The following is a 20,671-nucleotide window of genomic DNA, read 5'->3' on the forward strand; positions in this document are numbered from 1 at the left end:
ATGGATCGAACCGCGCTGGCTTCAGCCAGCCGCTGCTTGGTCCGCTCTGCGCCGCGGCCAGAGCAGGCTGAAACGCGCGCCGCCCAGATCGCTGTGCCCCAGCTGCGAGCGGCCGCCGTGCCAGTAGATGATCCGCCGCACGATGGACAAGCCCAACCCGTGCCCGCCCGAGGCGCGGGTACGGCTGTCGTCCAGGCGCAGGAACGGGGTGAAGACCTTTTCCCAATCCGCTTCCGGCACGCCGGGGCCGTCGTCGTCCACCTCCAGCCGCACCGTTTGCCCATCGATGGCGAAGCTGACCTGCACCTGACGCTCGGCATGGCGCATGGCGTTGGTGATCAGGTTGCTCAGGGCGCGGCGCAGGTACTGCGGCTCCGCCTCGGCCCAGCAGCTGCCATCGGCAGCCGTGATGCATTCCCCGCGGCTGACGCCGACATCGGCGCGGAGCGGCGCCAGCTCACCGATCACCTGATCGACCAGCGCACCTAGGTCGACCTGCTGGAAATGCAGGGTCGGCGAGCCGCGCTCCAGCCGCGAATACACCAGCATCTCGTCGACCAGCGCATCGAGGTCGTCGATGTCGCCGTCCATGCCTTCCAGGTACTTGCGCCGGGCCTCATCGGTCTGCGCCTCGGCGCTCATTTCCAAACCGAAGCGCAGGCGCGCGACCGGCGTGCGCAGCTCATGGGCCACGGCACTGACCATTTCGCGCTGCACCGCCAGCAAGCGTTGCAGATGCCTGGCCATGCCGTTGAATGCCGCAGCCAGGCGCCCGACCGAATCGGTGCCGACGTCCGGCACGCGGGTTTCCAGATTGCCCGCGGCGATGCGGGTCGCAGCGCCTTCCAGCACGCTCAGGCGCTGCTCCAGCTGGCGCACCAGCAGATACACGGTGAGGCCGATCAGCGACAGGCCGAGCAGGCCGATCAGGACCAGCAACTGCGGCGGATAGGGATTCATCTGGTACAGCGGACCGAGCTGCATGATCCAGCCGGTGCCGGCGATGGCCGCGAACACGCGCACGGCATCGCCGCCACGAGCGAGCGCCATCACCGTGTCGCCCTCGTCCAGCCGTCGACGCTGGTCGTCATCGAGGTTGGCGCTGTCACGCGTCAGCAATTCCAGATCGAAGCCGAAACCACGCGCCTTTTTCAGTTCGGCGAGCCGTCGCGGCTGCTCGGCTTCGGGATAACGAATCAGCTCGTCGATCAGTAGATAGATGGTCGCGCGCGCCAGCTGCTCGCTGAGCTGTTCCACCTCGCCGGTGAGCACCAGCCGATCCTTTGCGCTGACCAGGCTGAATACCGTGGTGCTCTGCGGGCGAATCTGCTCGACCAGCACCTGCCCGCGCAGCAGGCGCGCCTCCAGCCGGCGTTCCAGGCTGACATCGTCGAGCGTGCGCACCCGCAGCGGAATGCCCAGCAGCCGCCCCCAGAGGTTCGCCGCCTGGCGCCGTTCGATCGGCGTCATGCTGCTCATGTTGTGCGCCATCAGGCGGAAGGTGCCGCTGGCCAGGCGCTCGCGGTGATCGTCCGCACGGTACTGGTTGAGCAGGTGCAGGCCGCTGGTGCCGAGCAGCGCCACCAGCACCAGCACCCCGAGCATGCCGCCATAGATGCGCAGGAAGATCGAGTTCATGGGCGGCGGCGCTACACCATCGCCACGGCAGCTTCGGAAACGAACAGATAGCCCTTGCCGCGCACCGTCTTGATCAGCCGCGGATGATCGGGATCGTCACCGATCTTGGGACGGATACGCGAGATACGCACATCGATGGAGCGGTCCTGACCGTCGTATTCGATGCCGCGCAGCTCGGCGAAGATTTCTTCACGGGAAAGAATGCGCCCGGGGTTGGAGGTCAGCAGCCAGAGCAGGTCGAACTCGGCGCCGGTCAGTTCGATCTGCTGTTCGCGCAGCCAGGCTTCGCGCAGTGCGCTGTCGATCACCAGCGGGCCGAACTGCAGGCGCTTGGCATTGGCCGGCGTTTCCGGCGGCTGACGGCGCAGCAAGGCGCGAATGCGCGCCAGCAACAGACGCGGACGCACCGGTTTGCAGACATAGTCGTCAGCGCCGGTTTCCAGCCCCAGCACCTGATCCAGATCGTCGGCCCGCGCGGTGAGCATGAGGATCGGGCCATCGTAGCGGTCACGCACCCGCCGGCAGATCGACAGGCCATCCTCGCCGGGCAGCATCAGATCGAGCACCACCAGATCCGGACGCTCCGCGATGATGCGCTCGGCAGCACAGGCGCCATCCGACTCGATCGATACCTCGAAGCCGCCACTGCTCTGCAGGTATTCCTGCGTCAGCTCAGCCAGCCGTCGATCGTCCTCGACGATGAGAATCCGCCACGTCTCTTGCTCCATCCCCGCCCCCTGTCAGGCCGTCGGCCACAAACGAACAGCGCGCATTGTACCCAACGCCCGGCCTGGCACGATGCACAAAAAGCGGGCAGCGGCAAACACAACATGTTGTGTCATTGACCATCATCAAAATATGCCCGGCGGCACGTATTTCGTCGGCATACGGCCGAGCGCCGCAGCCATGCGGCCTGTGGCCGGACGCCGCGCTTTAACCCACAAAACGCACACACCTTATCCACAGGTTATCCCAGACAGCTGTCTTGCATTGGCCCGGAGCCAGCATTATCTTGTCGCCCCTGCGCGTCGTAGACCCTAGATGTTGGGCCTATACGTAGCAACTGACACAATCGAGACATATTCGAGCGCCAGGCTATCGTCCCGCGTCTCATTGCTCTGCAACATCGTCGGCAGCCTCAGGTCAAGCATTAATGCAAGCCTTCGACAGTCGTCTCCCTGACTCCAAGCGCGAAACTAGCAGCTGTGCTCGGAGCCAAGACAAAACACAACATATTGTGTTGACAGTTTTTCCAGCCTGACTATCCTTCCGGCAACGACTTAGCTCGTGAGCGGCCGAGTCAGGACTATTCCTTGCGATACCACCATGCGCCGCAATGCGGGGCATGGTTCATGCAGTAACGACGCCCGGGCCAGACCAGGCCCGCGCAGACAGAATCAGAACGCGATCAAAAATAGAATCCGGAGCCCCCATGCAGAACCCATCCACTCGCGAGAACCCGCTGTCAGCCGATGAACCGGATCTGGCGGCTACCGCCCCGGGCCAGCTGCGCGTGATCAAGCGCAACGGTGCCGTCGTCTCCTACACCGACGACAAGATCACCGTCGCCATCACCAAAGCCTTTCTCGCAGTGGAAGGCGGTAACGCTGCCGCTTCCTCGCGCATTCACGACACCGTCGCGCGCCTGACCGAGCAGGTCACCGCCACCTTCCGTCGTCGCATGCCCTCGGGTGGCACCATTCATATCGAAGAAATCCAGGACCAGGTCGAACTGGCCCTGATGCGCGCCGGCGAGCAGAAGGTCGCCCGAGACTACGTGATCTACCGCGAAGCCCAGGCCGCCAAGCGCAAGAGCGCCAGCGACAGCAGCGACATCGCCCAGCCGCACCCGAGCATCCGCGTCACCCGCGCCGACGGCAGCCAGCAGCCACTGGACATGGGCCGCCTGCAGACCATCATCCGCGAGGCCTGCGAAGGCCTGGCCGAAGTCGACGGCGCGTTGATCGAGCGTGAAACCCTGAAGAACCTCTACGACGGCGTGGCCGAAAAGGACGTCAATACCGCCCTGGTGATGACTGCCCGTACTCTGGTCGAGCGCGAGCCGAACTACAGCCAGGTCACCGCGCGCCTGCTGATGGACACCCTGCGTGCCGAGGCCCTGGGCTTCCTCGGCGTAGCCGAGTCCGCCACCCACCACGAGATGGCCGACCTCTACGCCAAGGCCCTGCCGGCCTACATCGAGAAAGGCGTCGAGTTCGAACTGCTCGATTCCAAGCTCAAGAGCTACGACCTGGCCAAGCTGGGCGCCGCGCTCGATCACGAGCGTGACCAGCAGTTCACCTACCTCGGCTTGCAGACCCTGTACGACCGCTACTTCATCCATAAGAACGACGTCCGCTTCGAACTGCCGCAGATCTTCTTCATGCGCGTGGCCATGGGCCTGGCCATCGAGGAAGAGCAGAAAGAAGCGCGCGCCATCGAGTTCTACAACCTGCTGTCGTCCTTCGACTACATGGCCTCGACGCCGACCCTGTTCAACGCCGGCACCCTGCGTCCGCAGCTGTCCTCCTGCTACCTGACCACCGTGCCGGACGACCTGGGCGGCATCTACGACGCCATCCGCGATAACGCCCTGCTCTCTAAATTCGCCGGCGGCCTGGGCAACGACTGGACCCCGGTGCGCGCACTGGGCGCCTACATCAAGGGCACCAACGGCAAATCCCAGGGCGTCGTGCCTTTCCTGAAAGTGGTCAATGACACCGCCGTTGCGGTCAACCAGGGCGGCAAGCGCAAGGGCGCGGTCTGCGCGTACCTGGAAACCTGGCACCTGGACATCGAGGAATTCCTCGAGCTGCGCAAGAACACCGGTGACGACCGTCGCCGTACCCACGACATGAACACCGCCAACTGGATTCCGGACCTGTTCATGAAGCGCGTCTTCGACGACGGCCAGTGGACCCTGTTCTCCCCCTCCGACGTACCGGACCTGCACGACCTCACCGGCCGCGCCTTCGAGGAGCGTTACGAGTACTACGAGGAGCTGACCAAGTACGGCAAGATCAAGCTGTTCAAGACCCTGCCGGCCAAGGACCTGTGGCGCAAGATGCTCTCGATGCTGTTCGAGACCGGCCACCCGTGGCTGACCTTCAAGGACCCGTGCAACCTGCGCAGCCCGCAGCAGCACGTCGGCGTGGTGCACAGCTCCAACCTGTGCACCGAGATCACCCTGAACACCAACAAGGACGAGATCGCCGTCTGCAACCTGGGCTCGATCAACCTGGTCAACCACATCGTCGACGGCAAGCTGGATTCGGCCAAGCTGGAGCGCACCGTGCGCACCGCTGTGCGCATGCTCGATAACGTCATCGACATCAACTACTACAGCGTGCCGCAGGCGCAGAACGCCAACTTCAAGCACCGCCCGGTGGGCCTGGGCATCATGGGCTTCCAGGATGCCCTGTACCTGCAGCACATCGCCTACGGCTCCGATGCCGCCATCGACTTCGCCGACAAGTCCATGGAAGCCATCAGCTACTACGCCATCCAGGCCTCCTGTGACCTGGCCGACGAGCGTGGCGCCTACTCCAGCTTCGACGGCTCGCTGTGGTCCAAGGGCATCCTGCCGCTGGATTCCCAGCAGATCCTCATCGAGGCCCGTGGCCAGAAGTACATCGACGTCGACCTGTCCGAATCCCTGGACTGGGCGCCGATCCGCGAGCGCGTGAAGAAAGGCATCCGCAACTCGAACATCATGGCCATCGCGCCGACCGCGACCATCTCCAACATCGTTGGCGTGTCGCAGTCCATCGAGCCGACGTACCAGAACCTGTACGTCAAATCGAACCTGTCCGGCGAGTTCACCGTGATCAACCCGTACCTGGTCCACGACCTCAAGGCCCGCGGCCTGTGGGACCCGGTCATGGTCAACGACCTCAAGTACTACGACGGCTCCGTACAGCAGATCGAGCGCATCCCGCAGGATCTGAAGGACCTGTACGCCACCGCCTTCGAAGTGGAAACCCGCTGGATCGTCGATGCCGCCAGCCGCCGCCAGAAGTGGATCGACCAGGCACAGTCGCTGAACCTGTACATCGCCGGCGCCTCGGGCAAGAAGCTCGACGTGACCTACCGCATGGCCTGGTACCGTGGCCTGAAGACCACCTACTACCTCCGTGCCCTGGCCGCGACCAGCACCGAGAAGTCCACCATCAACACCGGCAAGCTGAACGCCGTGTCCAGTGGTGGCAGCGAGGCGGCGAACTCCGCCAGCGCCGCGCCGGCTGCAGAGCCGAAGCCGGCTCCGGTGCCGCTGGCGTGTTCCATCGATAACCCAGACTGCGAAGCCTGTCAGTAATAAAGGAGGCGCGCCGCCCTCTCCTTTTGGGGAGAGGGCAGCTGGTAAAGGGAGGAGCGGCGTCTGCGGCGTTGGCCGCCAAACCGGACCCCATCACGTACAGCTGTACGCTCAGGGGTTCCGGCTCGGCAGCCGCCTAGCAACCACTCGCACAGCTCCACGCTCGCACCACTGTTGCGACAAGGAAACAGAACGGCCCCGCTCCTGCTGGAGCCTAAGCCAACGCGGTGGCTACCGATAGAACAAGCCCGACGCCAACACCAAACCAGTCCCCTCGCCCCTCCGGGGGAGAGGGTTAGGGTGAGGGGCAACCCCACCAGACGATACAAAAGGCCGGACCAAACACCCGACCATCCCCTCGCCCCTCCGGGGAGAGGGCTTGGGTGAGGGGCAACCCCACCAGACGATACAAAAGGCCGGACCCATCTCGGCCCAAACCAAACACCCGCTTTTGCGTGCAAACCAAAAGCACCCAAACACATCCGACCGGCCAAGCCCCGGTCCCCGATCAGGAGCAATCGCACATGCTGAGCTGGGACGAATTCGACGAAGAAGACACCACCACCGCCGCGCCGGCCACCGCTGCCGCACAGCCGGCAAGCCAGACCACCGCCAAACTGGACAACGAAGCCGCCGGCTCCGTGGAAGAAGCCCGCGCCGTTGCCGCTGACGACTCCGACGCCATCGCCCGCGCCAAGCGCGCGCTGGACGACCTGGACATCCAGGAAGGCCTCAACGAACTGGAAGGCGAATCGGCCCGCGTGCGCGTTGACGAGAAGCGCATGATCAACGCCCGCGCCGACCTCAACCAGCTCGTACCCTTCAAGTACGACTGGGCCTGGCAGAAGTATCTGGATGGTTGCGCCAACCACTGGATGCCGCAGGAAGTGAACATGAACGCCGACATTGCCCTGTGGAAGAGCAAGGACGGCCTCAGCGAAGACGAGCGCCGCATCGTCAAGCGCAACCTCGGCTTCTTCTCCACCGCCGACAGCCTGGTCGCCAACAACCTCGTGCTGGCCACCTACCGCCTGATCACCAACCCCGAGTGCCGCCAGTACATCCTGCGCCAGGCCTTCGAAGAGGCGATCCACACCCACGCCTACCAGTACTGCATCGAATCGCTGGGCATGGATGAAGGCGAGATCTTCAACATGTACCACGAGATCCCGAGCGTCGCGAAAAAGGCCAGCTGGGGCCTCAAGTACACCCGCTCCATCTCCGACCCGACCTTCAACACCGGCACCCCGGAGACCGACAAACAGTTCCTGCGCAACCTCATCGCCTACTACTGCGTGCTCGAAGGCATCTTCTTCTACTGCGGCTTCACCCAGATCCTCTCCATGGGCCGCCGCAACAAGATGACCGGCACCGCCGAGCAGTTCCAGTACATCCTGCGTGACGAGTCCATGCACCTGAACTTCGGCATCGACATGATCAACCAGATCAAGATCGAAAACCCGCACCTGTGGGACGCCGAGATGAAGGACGAAGCGACCCAGATGATCCTCCAGGGCACCCAACTGGAAATCGAATACGCCCGCGACACCATGCCCCGCGGCGTCCTCGGCATGAACGCCGCGATGATGGAGGACTACCTCAAGTTCATCGCCAACCGTCGCCTGACGCAGATCGGCTTGAAGGAAGAATACCCGGGCGCTACCAACCCGTTCCCGTGGATGAGCGAGATCATGGACCTGAAGAAGGAGAAGAACTTCTTCGAGACGCGGGTGATCGAGTATCAGACTGGTGGGGCGTTGAGCTGGGATTGATTCAAGGCATCGTTATTTTTCAGCATTCACTGAATTTTTTTCACTGAATGCTGAAACGGACCATCGGACGACGCATAAGCATCCAAATACGACACATAAGCTTATATCGAACGACATATAAAATTACACGTCAGCTTAGAAAATCGATGTACGAAAAAGGCCGCTTATGCGGCCTTTTTACTATAGAGCTGCACATCAAAGCATCAATACCACTAAAGTAACAAGCAAAAGACGCTTCACTCTGTACTTAGCTGTTTGAATACTACCACTACGGCAGCCTGCTCCCCTTCAACCACCGAGAGTTTCGGGTCAAATTTATCGTTCTCCCTTGCAAAAGCAAGAACCTCTCGCAACGCCTTACTCGCCTCACCTTTAAGTGAGAGATTTTTCAAAGGATGACGATAAGTCAATGCATTATCCGGTGGAGCCACTCTATTCATGATAACGTGTTGAAGCCCTGAATAGACGTTCTCATCAGCGAGAAACTTCTTCAAGTCATCAACACCGTACTCATCCGAATTCTTATCGACCCAGACATCCAGCTTATTCAACAGTTGAGCCCAAACCCCGCCACGCAGCATAAACATGACTTTTTTGGCTGGGCCGTCATCAGTAACGGCTGCTGCTGTATTGTCATTAGCCCAATCATCACAAAGGACCGTCCATTGTCCCTTCTCACGACAGTAAACTGTTAGGCCGTGGGGTTGATAGATAGAGGGAGCAACTTGCACTCCCACGCGGCTCAAATCATTAGTCATCGCACGCTGTAGTTGAATTGCATATAGCATCCTCATTCTCGCAGCAAAGCGCCATGGAGTCTTTTGAGCTACGACACTTGCGGCCCCCTCACCACACCAAGAAAAGGGTCGTTTGACATTCCAGCTGATCAAGTACTTGGACGTTCCATCTTTGCCTGCGTAGTCAACAATCAAAGGCCCAACAGGCGATTCTGACTTGATGTTTCGAACAGGAACAGCGTCATTAAACTTACTAACCTCCCCTTCACAAAGCAGTATATGAAGAGCTTTCTTGTCCTTACAGCTATATCTTGCCAAGTCACAGGCAGGACTCATGATAACAGCCGCTTTGACATACTGTTGAGTCTGGGGATCCTCATACAAAAACACGTCACCCAAGTTAAATTTTCCGTGCTTGTAACCCAGACCAGATTTCTCCTCCGCCTTTAGCAATTCAGCATTGAAGACAATATTTGACAGATAAACAGTTTCTGCAGCCTTATTTATATTGAATCGCGACCTAATATTTCCTTTAGCCCACTTATCAATTTCACCTGCCAGCGCATGAATCTCTGATGAGCCTTGCAGCTCATACAAGTAGTACTCCATCAGCACCTCAGTGAGATACCCACCGACACTACTCTTCTCATGTGCAAGCGAGATATCTTTAAGCGCAATGTAGTCTGCAACATCCAAATTTCTTAATTGGCCTTGGAACCTAGCTGCAGCGCTTTGGATTGCGGCTCCCCAAGCCTCATGATAACCACGAACCGACTTGATCGCAGGGTAGGCAGACACGTAATCCGCGATCATTCTCTGCAGCTCACGGGTTCTTTTGAACATGTCCTTGTTAAGCTTCTCGAACTGACTAGCATATAGATTACAGGACTGACGAAACTCATCGCGATTTTCCTTGAGCGCGACAGTGAGAGACGACATCAAAAAAATAATAGGTATAGCCTGCGGATGCCGTTCTTGAATTTTTCTGACAATCGACACAGCCTTACTCAAATCCAGTACGGAGCTGTGCGATATTTTTAAGTCGATAAAAACAATATCAGGGGCTTCATCCCGAACTTCGTAATCAGAGCCAAATGGCTTCCAACTTACCTTTGTCTCTTCAAGCAGATCCAACAACGGCTGCAGCATCTCTCTTTGCGGCTCAACATCTTCATAGAAATCAGTAAAAACCTTTTTCCGTAGGGTCTTATCCGAAAGCTCGTCGATACGTTCGAAAAGTTTCAGAGTACCTTCTAGAGATACAAGGCTCTCCATGATTACGCTGAAATCATCAGTTTCGAAGATCGCGCAAAGTAGTTCATAGTCCTCACCGGAGAGAAGGTCCGTAAAGGCTGTCGCCTGCGCAGTTGTTAGAGACATATTGGGCTGTATGTCAAAAGCATCGTCGATCACCTCGACATACTTAATGTCAGATTTATTAAATAATTCCTGCAATGAAGACATTTATTTGGCTTCCTCTGCCAACTCCAACACAAACGTATTCAGACGACCTTCTTGCACCACCGGCTCATCACACAGAGTCAGAGTGCCCCCCATCATCTCCGCGCAATCTCGAGCGATGTAAAGCCCCAACCCATGGCGCTCAATAGTTCCCTTTGTGGAGAAAAATGGTTGGAACACAACCTCTCTCCGGGAAATTGGAATACCAGGGCCATTATCTTGATAAGTAATCATCGGAGGACTACCGGTCAATACAATATTTATTTCAGGCTGAAAACTCTCATGTTCCTCAGAGTAAGCTTTAAGCCAATAAACCGAGTTAGAGATTAAATTCTCAAGTATCTGTACGACTAGCCCTTCTATCACAAACGCTTTCACCGGGCTGCGACCAAGATCCAAACTTAGCCTTACATTATGCCGCTTGAACTGTGAGTCATGTGCCGTCAAGACAAAATTAATAATATCACCAACATCTTTCATAGCCCTGCGCTGTCGAGCAGACACACTGAGAGGCTCGAGAATAGCTAAGCGCTTCTGGATACTTTTCAGCTGAGATTCCAAGACATCGAAGACCCCCTTTAGCTCTTGGCTAATTTCCTTTTCCGGCACATCTCTCAGTGTTTTTTGCGTAAATTCGGTGACCCTAGCCAACTCATGAGCAACCAGCTCAACAGTTAGGCCGATGCCTGCCAAGTGCGTCATTCGTTCGCGTTCATTTTCAACCACGCCCAATTTATCTACGGCCCGGCTGTATGCATCTTTCAGCTCTGCGAATGAATCCTTGACCTGCTGTAAAACATGTTCTGGCCCGCTGTAGTGCTGCGATATCTTTCGAACGGCCTGGCTCGCTCTCTTTTCGAGATCTTTCACTGCTTTGTCCGTTCGGCCTACATCGAACCCCGCCAAGCGTTCCGTTTTTTCACTAGACTTTCCCTCTTCTAAGACGAAAGCCATTCGATTTACGATAACGCTCTGAAGGCAATTCACCAACAGTGTTTTTTCCGGACAATCTTGCAAGCCTTGCCTATTAGTTTGATCCAAAAGATATGGATTATTAATTCGACCGATAGCAACTCGCCCAATAAATTGCTTGGTATTTAGCTTATAACTGAATCGCCCCTGGTTTCGTAGACACCTCCAAGCCTCATAATGAGGCCCATCAGGAGGTGCCATGAGCAACCAGCGTTACCCCGAAGAATTCAAGATCGAAGCGGTCAAGCAAGTCACCGAGCGCGGTTTGCGCGTTGCCGATGTGGCGGAGCGTCTAGGCGTGTCCGCGCACAGCCTGTACGCCTGGGTAAAGCGCTACAGCAAGCCCCAAGCACAGCGGCAGCAGGTAGATGATCAACAGGCCGAGCTGCGTCGCTTGCGCGCGGAACTCAAGCGGGTGACCGAAGAGCGAGACATCCTAAAAAAGGCCGCCGCGTACTTTGCCAAGGAGTCCGGCTGAAGTACGCCGTCATCAGCAAGCTGTCGGTGGAGTACCCGGTACGGCGTCTCTGCCAGACCCTACAGGTACATCCCAGCGGTTACTACGCCTGGCTGGCCGAGCCGAAATCCGCACGCGAGAAGGAAGATCAGCGCCTGCTCGGATTGATCAAGCATGCCTGGCTGGAAAGCGGCGGGGTCTACGGCTACCGCAAGATCCACGACGACCTGCGTGAGCTGGGCGAGTCCTGTGGCCGGCACCGCGTGGCTCGCCTGATGCGGGTGGAGGGGCTGCGTTCGCAGACCGGTTATCGTCGGCGCCCCGGCTATTACGGCGGTAAGCCGACGGTGGCTTCGCCCAACCGCCTGGAGCGGCAGTTCAAGGTCAGCGAGCCGAACAAGGTCTGGGTCACCGACATCACCTACATCCGCACCTATGAGGGCTGGTTGTACTTGGCGGTGGTGCTGGATCTGTTTTCGCGCCAGGTGATCGGCTGGTCGATGAAACCACGGATGTGCAGCGACCTGGCCATCGATGCGTTGTTGATGGCGGTCTGGCGGCGCAAGCCCAGGCAGGAGGTGATGATCCACTCCGACCAGGGCAGCCAGTTCAGCAGCTCGGACTGGCAGAGCTTCCTAAAGGCCAACAACCTAATCAGCAGCATGAGTCGACGCGGTAACTGTCACGACAACGCGGTCGCGGAAAGCTTTTTCCAGTTGCTGAAGCGGGAGCGCATCCGACGGAAAACCTACGGCACTCGCGAAGAAGCCCGCAGTGATGTGTTCGATTACATCGAGATGTTCTATAACCCCAAGCGCCGGCACAGCAGCGCTATGCAGCTGTCGCCAGTGGAGTTTGAAAAGCGTTATTTCCAGAGCTTGGAGAGTGTCTAGGAAAGCCGGGGCGATTCAAACCACTTGCCGATAGTGCTTTACGATTAAGGCCAAGCCAATCATCGCCTTCATCGCCATACGGCAATACGCGATAACCATCGCGAAACAGCATCACACCAACCCATTGCTCAATGAGCTTAAGGATTTCGGCCCGATTTCCCAGGTCTGGTATACCTTTAATTTTTTGCCGGTTATACCAATACAATTGAAACTCAAAATCCCCCACCTTCCGTAAAGTAGAGAGCGGATAACCGAGCTTTTCCAATCCCACCATAACCTTGAGGTCTAACTCGTCATGCGTATCCGAGTAAGCACTACCATTATAAATATTTTCAACAATATCGACTTTGAGCTGCGCCTTCCCATCAATAATCTTATAGGTCGCTTTACAGATCGCGTGAGCATTATCCAGCAGTAGCTGCTCAATTTTCGCAGCGTATGAAATATCAGATCCGTTGTACTCGAAGCGGATCGGGAAACGCCTTTTTTTACCTACAACGAAAGGATCAGTCAGTCTTGCTATCTGTCCGCGTATGTTTTCCTCCAAAACGCTAGTTGTCCATACGCTAGTTAAATCAGATATAATAATTTTCGTTCCTGACTGACCTAAAGGCTTAGCCTCACCCTGCTTTACCGTAATTACAACCGAATCATGAGACTTGTCATAGGCTGCTTCAAATTCGCGCCAATCAATATCTAAAATGTTGTAATTCTTCTCATCCACTTTGGCTGTTTGTACGCTGAGTCGCCGCCCCAAACGCATAACAGACAGTCGCCCTACACCCTTCTCACCCAGATATATTGACTCCCCCTTCCCACCATCTTTTAATTGCGCATTGACATCCTTGGCCCTGCTGGAGGTTCCTATAGTGAGATAGATATCTTCAAGATCAGACTTAGACATGCCATGACCAGTATCCGTAACCACTATTCTGTTTATTGCCCGGTAGGCATGAACTAATGCATCGCGCAGCTCATCACAATTGCGCGCAGCCCTGATTAGACTCCTGAAGCTATCAAGGTCCTCTCGCTCAGCATCGGCTTGTAAATTCTCATAGATGAATGACCTGCAAGCATCAATATCATTACCCTCGCCAATGTAAGCCAAGCACTCCTCATACTTAGACAAGAGCATTACGATTGAAAACTTTATATCTACGCCATTACTGGACCTAGCATCGATGGCATTTTTTATTAACTCATACAACGCCACCGCGTCGGAGGAAATAAGCTCAGCCCCCAACTGTAAGATGGTTCTCGCAGTTATTTTGAATGACATCTGAACTCCATCTCCTCAAAGCTGGCAGACCAAGCATCCCTGATCATCATCATCGTCAAAAGCCTCGGTGCCTTCGTGCTCCGAAAACACAGCGATTAACGTGGAGTTATCTTTCCGCTGAGCTTGCCTCTCGACACGCACGGCATGATCACGCTTGATCTGTGCCATGCGCTCAGGCCGTTCCAACTCGGCAAGACTTTCGCCCTGGCTCCAAGTAAAGAAATTTCCTGTTTTCTCAAACGGAACTTCATACTCTTTGGCCTTCTCGTATAAGTCGGGGTGTGTTTCCTTCAGCTTCACCCATTCTATTTTTTGCTGATAAAAGCAGAAGTAGCAGCCAGAACGGGTTCGCCCCCACTTGGTATAGGGAGGCATTCCTACACCCGAGACACGCAGGATTTCCTCGATGTCGCGCAGGATTAACCCATCCTCTTGGAAGGGATACACAGCTTCGATATTCGTTTTGTAGTGGTCTACTAACCCCGGACACCGATTTAGGCGAAAATCCTCGCCGTTAGAGAGGTGTCTGATGAGCAAGCAACGACGTACGTTTTCCGCCGAATTCAAGCGAGAGGCTGCTGCCTTGGTGTTGGACCAGGGTTACAGCCATATCGAGGCCTGCCGCTCACTGGGAGTGGTGGACTCGGCATTGCGCCGTTGGGTGAAGCAGCTCGAGGCGGAACGCCAAGGCGTGCCCCCGAAGAGCAAGGCGCTGACGCCCGAGCAGCAGAAGATCCAGGAGCTGGAAGCCCGGATCAATCGGCTGGAGCGGGAGAAAGCGATATTAAAAAAGGCTACCGCTCTCTTGATGTCAGACGAACTCGATCGTACGCGCTGATAGACCAGTTAAGTGAGCAGGAGCCAGTGGAAGTGGTCTGTTCAGCCTTCGATGTGGCGCGGTCTTGCTACTACGCCCACCGTCTTCGACGACGCCATGTTGATGCTCGCCGCGTTGCGCTACGCAGCCAGGTCAACCAGTTGTTCAGCCAGAGTCGAGGCTCGGCCGGCAGCCGCAGCATCCTCGGCATGCTGCGGCTGCCGGCGTGACAATCGGCCGTTTCCGCGTGCGTCGGTTGATGCGGGAGTTGGGGCAGGTCAGCAAGCAGCCGGGGTCGCACGCCTACAAGCAGGCCACGGTAGAGCGCCCGGATATCCCGAACCGGCTGAACCGCGAGTTCACTGTCCAGCGCGCCAACCAGGTGTGGTGTGGCGACATCACCTATGTCTGGGCGCAAGGTCGCTGGCATTACCTAGCCGCGGTGCTGGATCTGCATACACGGCGGGTGATCGGCTGGGCGTTCTCGGCCAAGCCAGATGCTGACCTGGTGATCAAGGCGCTGGACATGGCCTACGAACAGCGCGGCAAGCCAAAGCAAGTGCTGTTTCATTCGGATCAGGGCAGCCAGTACGCCAGTCGCCTGTTCCGGCAACGACTCTGGCGCTACCGGATGCAGCAGAGCATGAGCCGTCGGGGGAATTGTTGGGACAATTCGCCAATGGAGCGCCTGTTCCGCAGCCTGAAGTCGGAGTGGATCCCGTCGACGGGCTACCTGGCGGCGCAGGAGGCGCAGCGGGACATCAGTCATTACCTGATGCACCGCTACAACTGGATCAGGCCGCATCAGTACAACGGCGGGCTACCGCCTGCCGTGGCCGAAGAAAAACTCAACCCACTGTCCGGGATGGGTTGACCACTACACTTATTTCAGCTGGAAAGCCTGGACGCAAGTAATACAAACAATGTTGTCTTGGGAGCATTTTGTTAGCTAGCTGGAGTCCGTACCGCGTGAAAAGGTTACGGTGCTCCGATCCACCGAAAATCTATACGTTGAGGATGCTTGGCGTTTTACTGAGATTGAGCTGATCCAGCTTCCAAACTCCTAGAAAGCGCTACCTAGGTCGCGCCTTTCAACACTTCACCCCACCACCTCACACAACCCACCCGGCACCTTCATTACCCACTCCCTCACCGCCCGAACCGTCGGATCATCCCGGCGGCTCTCCGGGTACACGAGATGAAACGGCTTGCCCTCCATCTCCGGCCCGAACGGCTGCACCAGCCGCCCTTCCCTCAGTTCGTCCTCGATCAGCTGCCGACTCATCAGGGCCACACCCTGGGCGCCGATGGCAGCGGAGATGGCGTGGGTCTCGTCGGAGAAGACCAGCCCGGCGCTCACATCCAGCCCTGGCACGTTGGCGAGTTTCTGCCACGACGCCCAGTGAATCGGGGCGGACAAGGCGGCTTGCGCACGGAAATGAATCAAAGGGTGTTTGGACAGCTCGGCTATATCCCGCAAGCCGAGGTGCGGGCTGCAGACCGGGACGAAGGTGTTATCGAACAGCTTCTCCGCCACCAGCCCCGGCCAGCGGCCGTCACCGTAACGGATGGCGATGTCCGCCGTGACGCCATCCAGCGCGACTGGCTCATGGGAGGTATGGAAGCGCAGATCGATATCCGAATGGGAATCACGCAACAGGCAGACCCAGGGCACCAACCAGCGCACCGCGATGGCCGGTGTGGTGCTGAGGGTGATTGCCTGGCGACGAGGCGCCGCGCTGAGGCGTTCGACCGCCCCGCTGATGCTGTCGAACGCGGCTTCCAGCGTCTGTTGCAGCTCGCGCCCCTGGTCGGTCAGTTCCAGCTTTCTTGGTTTACGCAGGAACAGCGCCACACCGAGGGATTCCTCCAGCGAACGAATCTGGTGGCTGATCGCCGTGGCCGTGACGGACAGCTCCTCCGCGGCCTGCTTGGCGCTCTCGTGCCGGGCGGCGGCTTCGAAGGCGCGTAGAGCAGAAAGCGAAGGTAACCGGCGGTGCGCCATGGCTGAGTTTCTCTCATCTGTTGTTGGAAGAAATGGTCGTTTGTCGCCACTACAGCCTAGCCCTAGGCTGGATTTACCGCGAACGGCAGATGAATTCAATCACAGAGGAGAATCATCATGACGCACCTTCTGCACCTCGATGCCAGCGCCCGCCCCGGCCTTGCCGGCAAGGACGAGCACGGCTCCCACAGCCGTAACCTCACCCACCGCTTCGTCAGCCAGTGGGCGGCCCGCCGCGCGCAGGACGGCATCGTCTATCGGGATATAGGCCAGAACCCGCCTTCGTTTATCAACCATGACTGGATCGCCTCGAGCTTCACGCCGGAAGAACGCCGTGAGCCGTGGATGCGGGACACGCTGGCGGAAAGTGACCAGCTAGTCGATGAGCTGATCGCCGCCGATGTACTGGTCATCGGTACGCCGCTCTACAACTTCGGCATGCCTGCGGCGCTGAAGGCCTGGATCGACCAGATCGTGCGCCCGGGCCGGACGGTTGAGGTCGACGAAAGCAAGTTGCCCGATCCGTACGTTCCGTTGCTGGCGGACCGGCCACGGCATGCGGTCATCCTCAGCGCCCGCGGCGGCATCGGCTTTGGTCCCGGCGGGGAGATGGCGCACATGAATCACCTGGAGCCGAACCTGGTGACGGCACTCAATTTCATCGGGATCACCCGCATCCATCAGATCGCGATTGAAGGTCAGGAAACCGGTGGAGAGATATTGGCCGCCTCGGTGGCGGAGGCGCTACGCCAGGTCGATACCTTGGTCACGGAGCTGCAGGCGGCAATCGATGCGCCTCCGCTTCATAGGCGGACAAGAGAGGTAGCGTTCGATCAGGCATAAGGCGGGTAACGCGTGGAAACGGCTTCGCTTTCCACGCTACGCTCCATGGGCGTGGCACCCAGTCGAGACAGCGGAGCAGGCATGGCGAGCGACAGAGATTTCGTGCTGTATGTGGCAGAGCAGATCGGCCTGGGAAGCAGGTTGACGTACAGGAAGATGTTCGGCGAGTACGCTCTTTATCTGGACGAAAAGGTCGTCGCGTTCGTCTGCGACAACAGCCTGTTCATCAAGCATTCGCAGGCCGCCGAAACGCTCGCCCCGGACTTGCCGCAAGCGCCGCCCTATCCCGGCGCGAAGAACTATCCGGTGGCGGACGAGCTGCTGGACGATGCCGACGACCTCTGCCGCCTGGTGATCGAAACGGCTCGCCTCATGCCGGCACCTGCGCCACGCAAGCCGAGGAAAAGAAAGCCAGATGCAGCCGCGACCTAGCGGCAGGCAGGATCTCTCGCAGCACCGATCAGAATGCCGCTTACCCTCGCCTGCCGCGCACCGCCCGGTACAATGCCGCCATTTTCCGTACCAACCGGAGCGCCGCCATGTTCACCCTCACCCACCTCGACACCCCGCCGCCGGAATCGCTGAAAAGCCAGGTGCTGCAGATGGTGGTGGATTACCTCGGCGACATCAGCCCGGTCTCGCTGCAGCCCAACAACCCGCTGTATCAGCTGTACCAGTACGTGGTGGGTTTCGAGGTGCATCGCTATCTCGACAGCATGGACGGCGCGCAGGCCGGCAAGCCGGAGCTGATAATGGCGCTGGATGCCGACGACCCGGCGGTCCTGCTCGGCTTCGCGCTGTACCTGCCCTTCGTGGATGATCCCGACGCCTGTGCGCTGGTTTATCTGGCGGTGCAGGCCGAGCATCGCCGGCTCGGCATCGGACGAGCCATGGTCGACGCGATGGTGGCGCGCTATCCCCATGCCGAAGTGGCCTGCGTAGCGAGCAAGGTGCCCTATTTCCAGAAGCTCGGTTTTCAGCCACTGGCGGCGCGCGGCCCGCAGGTGGTGATGAATACCCGTAACGAGGCTTCGAACGGTGCGGTGGCGGTGCAGGATCTGGAGCCGATCTTCCAGTCCAAGGAAGTCCGGCAGATCTACAGCTACTTGGCGCAGCAAAACGGCCGCAAGGCCATGAGCGAGGCGGAGAAACAGCGCGACCGCCTGCTCGATCAGCTGGCGCGTCAGGCACAGGACGTGGTGCAGCAGTCGACGGTGCGACGCCTGCACTAACCGTTGCCAGGTTCAGAACAGGCAGGATAGACCTAGGCCAGACAATCGTTCGGCAGTACACCGCCGCACGCGGCCATTAGCGTGACCCCCGTCACTAAAACCGCTCACCAAGACTTGCTCGACGCTGCAGAGGGTTAACGGTCAGGTGATAGCAATTTAATATTTACCGGCAATTCGCCTAACACTCAGGAACGAGTATTCATGTTCAAGCATTTCATGATGAGCGCCGCGGCGCTGAGCTTTGCCATTTTGACCGGCTGCGCATCGGTCCCAATGGAGTCACCCGAAAAGGACCAGGCGTACAAGACCTTCCCCGCACCGCCACAGGATCAAGCCGGCCTGTACATCTTCCGCGACTCCATGCTTGGAGGCGCTCTAAAGAAAACGGTGAAGATCGACGATGAGGTCATCGGCGAAACGGCAGCCAACACCTACTTCTACCGTCTCATCACGCCCGGAAAGCACACGCTGGCTACCGAGTCCGAGTTCAGCGACAACCTCATCGAACTGGACGCCATAGCTGGCAAGAACCATTACGTGCGTCAGTCGATCAAGATGGGCGTGTTCGTGGGTGGTGCGAAGCTGACCGAAGTATCGGAAAGCGAAGGCCAGCAAGCTGTAGCGAAAACCGAACTGGCCCGCTAACGCTGCGGAAAGAATCGCCGCCAAACAATAGCCCCGCACTTGCGGGGCTTTTTCTGCTCCTGCTCTATCCGCGATCCGCTCAAACCTTCACACAGACGAATATCGCGTTTCCCGAAACCTCGTCCCAGGGCACGATCTTCTCGTAGTCGTGCTCGAGCACATGCACTTCGAAGTACGGCGCCAGCAGCTCGCTCAGCTCGGCGAAACTCACCGCCACCATCACGTGCTCGTCGTGCCAGACCTGGCTCTGATCCGCGGCGGTTTTGCCGATGCGCAGCTTCAGCAGTTGCTGCTCTCCTTCCCCCGGGTAATGCCAACCGGAGCTGAAGGTGAACAGGCCGTCAGCATGCCTGGCCGTGTGCGAGACGAATGACGCGTTGTCGATCCGGCGCTTGTCCACGGCGTTGAAGCAGAACAGCCCGCCCGGGGCCAACGCAGCATGCGCGCTGGCGATGCACGCCGCGAGCCCGGCAAGCGCTGCGCTGTAATGGATGGAGTAAAGAAAGCAGGTGATCAGATCGGCCGGCTGTTCGACCGCGAAGCCACACATGTCCTGCAGGGAAAACTGTGCTTCCGGGCAACGTACGGCTGCTCTATCCAGCATCGGCTGGTTGATGTCGAGCCCGCCGCTGGTATAGCCGGCATCGATGAAATGGCGGACGTGTGGGCCCGTGCCGCAGGCGAGGTCCAGATGCCTCGTCCCGCCGTTGCCGAACAGCTGCTGCAACCGATGAACACAGTGGCTTTGTGCGTGGTAATCGATATCCGCGCACATGAGGTCGTAGTAACCCGACAAGTCGGTATAGAGAGCATCGCCGGGCATGATGACCTGAAGTGTGAGAGGTCGATGGGGCGCGCATATTATCCCGGTCGGCTGCGATTCGCCCGGCAATTGCGCGTGAGCCGGCATGTCCGGACACCGCGCCAGGGATTTCGTCACCGATACCAGGTAGGTCCATCAGGACATTCCGCTGCGGGCCGATTGCGGTGGTGCTGGTCGAAGACGTCCGCTCCGGGGCCGCAGTTCTGATCGAACGATGGATGCGCTACCCGCCGCACGTGGACAACGCTTCGCTTGTTCGCTGAAGATGTCGGCGATCGACTCAAGCGTCGCCGGCCACGTTCGGGTCCGGCGACTTCCGCCTCCTCGACTTCAAGAGCACAGCATGAAAGCACTTCCGATTCTGGGCGTTGCCCTCGCACTCTTGCTCCCCTCGGCCTATGCCGAGGAACTGCAGGTCACCCTCGACGGCCTGCAACACGATAAAGGCCAGGTGGCCGTGGCGGTATATTCCAGCGCGAAGAGCTTCCGCAAGGAGGACCAGGCGTTCGCCGCGCAGAAGGCCAAGGCCGAGCAGGGGGCCGTGACCCTGGTGTTCGAGAACGTGCCGCCCGGCCGCTACGCGGTGCTGGCCTACCATGACGAGAACGACAACGGCGAGATGGATCGCCGCTTCGGCATGATCCCAACGGAAGGCTACGGCCTGTCGAACAATCCCAAGGTGATGGGCCCGCCGTCCTTCGAGGACAGCGCATTCGAGGTGCCCGCCGGCGAACCGACCCGGGTCACCCTGGAGATGCGTTACTAACGAAAAAACCCGGGAA

General features: G+C 58.5%; 16 protein-coding genes and 1 pseudogene. 9 read left to right on the plus strand and 8 right to left on the minus strand.

Going from position 1 to position 20,671, the window contains the following annotated elements; genetic code table 11:
- Nucleotides 1-21: 21 nt before the first annotated feature.
- Together P5704_004615 and P5704_004620 are read right to left on the minus strand one after the other, a co-directional pair.
- The gene (locus tag P5704_004615; GenBank protein WOF79784.1) at nt 22-1,638 is read right to left on the minus strand and encodes an ATP-binding protein; all 1,617 of its coding nucleotides are present in this window, start codon (nt 1,636-1,638) and stop codon (nt 22-24) included.
- An 11-nt stretch (nt 1,639-1,649) separates the two neighbouring features.
- Complete coding sequence (locus tag P5704_004620; GenBank protein ID WOF79785.1) at nt 1,650-2,366, minus strand: winged helix-turn-helix domain-containing protein; 717 nt, start codon at nt 2,364-2,366, stop codon at nt 1,650-1,652.
- 704 nt (nt 2,367-3,070) lie between these two features.
- On the opposite strand from P5704_004620, the gene P5704_004625 reads away from it, so the two are divergent.
- Together P5704_004625 and P5704_004630 are read left to right on the plus strand one after the other, a co-directional pair.
- Nucleotides 3,071-5,953 (plus strand): ribonucleoside-diphosphate reductase subunit alpha, encoded by a 2,883-nt coding sequence (locus tag P5704_004625; GenBank protein ID WOF79786.1) that lies wholly within the window; start codon nt 3,071-3,073, stop codon nt 5,951-5,953.
- Between the two features lie 524 nt (nt 5,954-6,477).
- The gene (locus P5704_004630) at nt 6,478-7,725 is read left to right on the plus strand and encodes a ribonucleotide-diphosphate reductase subunit beta (protein ID WOF79787.1); all 1,248 of its coding nucleotides are present in this window, start codon (nt 6,478-6,480) and stop codon (nt 7,723-7,725) included.
- Nucleotides 7,726-7,961: 236 nt separating this feature from the next.
- On the opposite strand, the gene P5704_004635 is transcribed toward P5704_004630, so the two are convergent.
- A complete protein-coding gene (locus P5704_004635) occupies nt 7,962-9,926 on the minus strand; it encodes a hypothetical protein (protein ID WOF79788.1) in 1,965 nt (654 codons plus the stop codon).
- Entirely contained in the window at nt 9,927-10,877 is a 951-nt protein-coding gene (locus P5704_004640) for a HAMP domain-containing sensor histidine kinase (protein ID WOF79789.1), read from the minus strand.
- A 217-nt stretch (nt 10,878-11,094) separates the two neighbouring features.
- Between P5704_004640 and P5704_004645 the strand changes: the two genes are divergently transcribed.
- A protein-coding gene (locus P5704_004645) for an IS3 family transposase (protein WOF79790.1) occupies nt 11,095-12,245 on the plus strand; the annotation gives its coding sequence in 2 pieces (ribosomal slippage) (nt 11,095-11,332 and nt 11,332-12,245; 1,152 coding nt in all).
- On the opposite strand, the gene P5704_004650 is transcribed toward P5704_004645, so the two are convergent.
- A complete protein-coding gene (locus P5704_004650) occupies nt 12,184-13,524 on the minus strand; it encodes an ATP-binding protein (protein WOF79791.1) in 1,341 nt (446 codons plus the stop codon). The two genes, P5704_004645 and P5704_004650, sit on opposite strands and share 62 nt — an antisense overlap.
- A gap of 15 nt (nt 13,525-13,539) precedes the next feature.
- Nucleotides 13,540-13,971 (minus strand): hypothetical protein, encoded by a 432-nt coding sequence (locus tag P5704_004655; GenBank protein ID WOF79792.1) that lies wholly within the window; start codon nt 13,969-13,971, stop codon nt 13,540-13,542.
- Between the two features lie 82 nt (nt 13,972-14,053).
- Between P5704_004655 and P5704_004660 the strand changes: the two are divergent.
- Nucleotides 14,054-15,215: pseudogene (locus P5704_004660) on the plus strand (IS3 family transposase).
- A gap of 225 nt (nt 15,216-15,440) precedes the next feature.
- On the opposite strand, the gene gcvA reads toward P5704_004660, so the two are convergent.
- On the minus strand, nt 15,441-16,346 hold the full coding sequence (gcvA, locus tag P5704_004665; GenBank protein ID WOF79793.1) for a transcriptional regulator GcvA: 906 nt from the start codon (nt 16,344-16,346) through the stop codon (nt 15,441-15,443).
- Nucleotides 16,347-16,463: 117 nt separating this feature from the next.
- On the opposite strand from gcvA, the gene P5704_004670 reads away from it, so the two are divergent.
- From P5704_004670 to P5704_004685, 4 genes are all read left to right on the plus strand, one after another.
- Complete coding sequence (locus P5704_004670) at nt 16,464-17,189, plus strand: NAD(P)H-dependent oxidoreductase (GenBank protein WOF79794.1); 726 nt, start codon at nt 16,464-16,466, stop codon at nt 17,187-17,189.
- Between the two features lie 81 nt (nt 17,190-17,270).
- The gene (locus tag P5704_004675; GenBank protein WOF79795.1) at nt 17,271-17,621 is read left to right on the plus strand and encodes a TfoX/Sxy family protein; all 351 of its coding nucleotides are present in this window, start codon (nt 17,271-17,273) and stop codon (nt 17,619-17,621) included.
- 107 nt (nt 17,622-17,728) lie between these two features.
- Nucleotides 17,729-18,421 (plus strand): GNAT family N-acetyltransferase, encoded by a 693-nt coding sequence (locus tag P5704_004680; GenBank protein ID WOF79796.1) that lies wholly within the window; start codon nt 17,729-17,731, stop codon nt 18,419-18,421.
- A 201-nt stretch (nt 18,422-18,622) separates the two neighbouring features.
- On the plus strand, nt 18,623-19,066 hold the full coding sequence (locus tag P5704_004685; protein WOF79797.1) for a DUF2846 domain-containing protein: 444 nt from the start codon (nt 18,623-18,625) through the stop codon (nt 19,064-19,066).
- 79 nt (nt 19,067-19,145) lie between these two features.
- Here the strand turns inward: P5704_004685 and P5704_004690 are convergent, their stop codons facing one another.
- Nucleotides 19,146-19,889 (minus strand): class I SAM-dependent methyltransferase, encoded by a 744-nt coding sequence (locus P5704_004690; GenBank protein WOF81170.1) that lies wholly within the window; start codon nt 19,887-19,889, stop codon nt 19,146-19,148.
- A gap of 343 nt (nt 19,890-20,232) precedes the next feature.
- On the opposite strand from P5704_004690, the gene P5704_004695 reads away from it, so the two are divergent.
- A complete protein-coding gene (locus tag P5704_004695) occupies nt 20,233-20,655 on the plus strand; it encodes a DUF2141 domain-containing protein (GenBank protein ID WOF79798.1) in 423 nt (140 codons plus the stop codon).
- Nucleotides 20,656-20,671: the final 16 nt, after the last annotated feature.

The organism is Pseudomonas sp. FeN3W (assembly GCA_030263805.2).
Lineage (GTDB): Bacteria > Pseudomonadota > Gammaproteobacteria > Pseudomonadales > Pseudomonadaceae > Stutzerimonas > Stutzerimonas stutzeri_G.

What these genes read in the sequence shown, in the direction of transcription:
- P5704_004680 (WOF79796.1), top strand. Translation starts at nt 17,729, where the DNA reads ATGTTCACCCTCACCCACCTCGACACCCCGCCGCCGGAATCGCTGAAA.
- P5704_004625 (WOF79786.1), top strand. Translation starts at nt 3,071, where the DNA reads ATGCAGAACCCATCCACTCGCGAGAACCCGCTGTCAGCCGATGAACCG.
- P5704_004630 (WOF79787.1), top strand. Translation starts at nt 6,478, where the DNA reads ATGCTGAGCTGGGACGAATTCGACGAAGAAGACACCACCACCGCCGCG.
- P5704_004635 (WOF79788.1), bottom strand. Translation starts at nt 9,926, where the DNA reads ATGTCTTCATTGCAGGAATTATTTAATAAATCTGACATTAAGTATGTC.
- P5704_004695 (WOF79798.1), top strand. Translation starts at nt 20,233, where the DNA reads ATGAAAGCACTTCCGATTCTGGGCGTTGCCCTCGCACTCTTGCTCCCC.
- P5704_004640 (WOF79789.1), bottom strand. Translation starts at nt 10,877, where the DNA reads ATGGCTTTCGTCTTAGAAGAGGGAAAGTCTAGTGAAAAAACGGAACGC.
- P5704_004685 (WOF79797.1), top strand. Translation starts at nt 18,623, where the DNA reads ATGTTCAAGCATTTCATGATGAGCGCCGCGGCGCTGAGCTTTGCCATT.
- P5704_004670 (WOF79794.1), top strand. Translation starts at nt 16,464, where the DNA reads ATGACGCACCTTCTGCACCTCGATGCCAGCGCCCGCCCCGGCCTTGCC.
- P5704_004620 (WOF79785.1), bottom strand. Translation starts at nt 2,366, where the DNA reads ATGGAGCAAGAGACGTGGCGGATTCTCATCGTCGAGGACGATCGACGG.
- gcvA (WOF79793.1), bottom strand. Translation starts at nt 16,346, where the DNA reads ATGGCGCACCGCCGGTTACCTTCGCTTTCTGCTCTACGCGCCTTCGAA.
- P5704_004615 (WOF79784.1), bottom strand. Translation starts at nt 1,638, where the DNA reads ATGAACTCGATCTTCCTGCGCATCTATGGCGGCATGCTCGGGGTGCTG.
- P5704_004650 (WOF79791.1), bottom strand. Translation starts at nt 13,524, where the DNA reads ATGTCATTCAAAATAACTGCGAGAACCATCTTACAGTTGGGGGCTGAG.
- P5704_004690 (WOF81170.1), bottom strand. Translation starts at nt 19,889, where the DNA reads ATGCCCGGCGATGCTCTCTATACCGACTTGTCGGGTTACTACGACCTC.
- P5704_004675 (WOF79795.1), top strand. Translation starts at nt 17,271, where the DNA reads ATGGCGAGCGACAGAGATTTCGTGCTGTATGTGGCAGAGCAGATCGGC.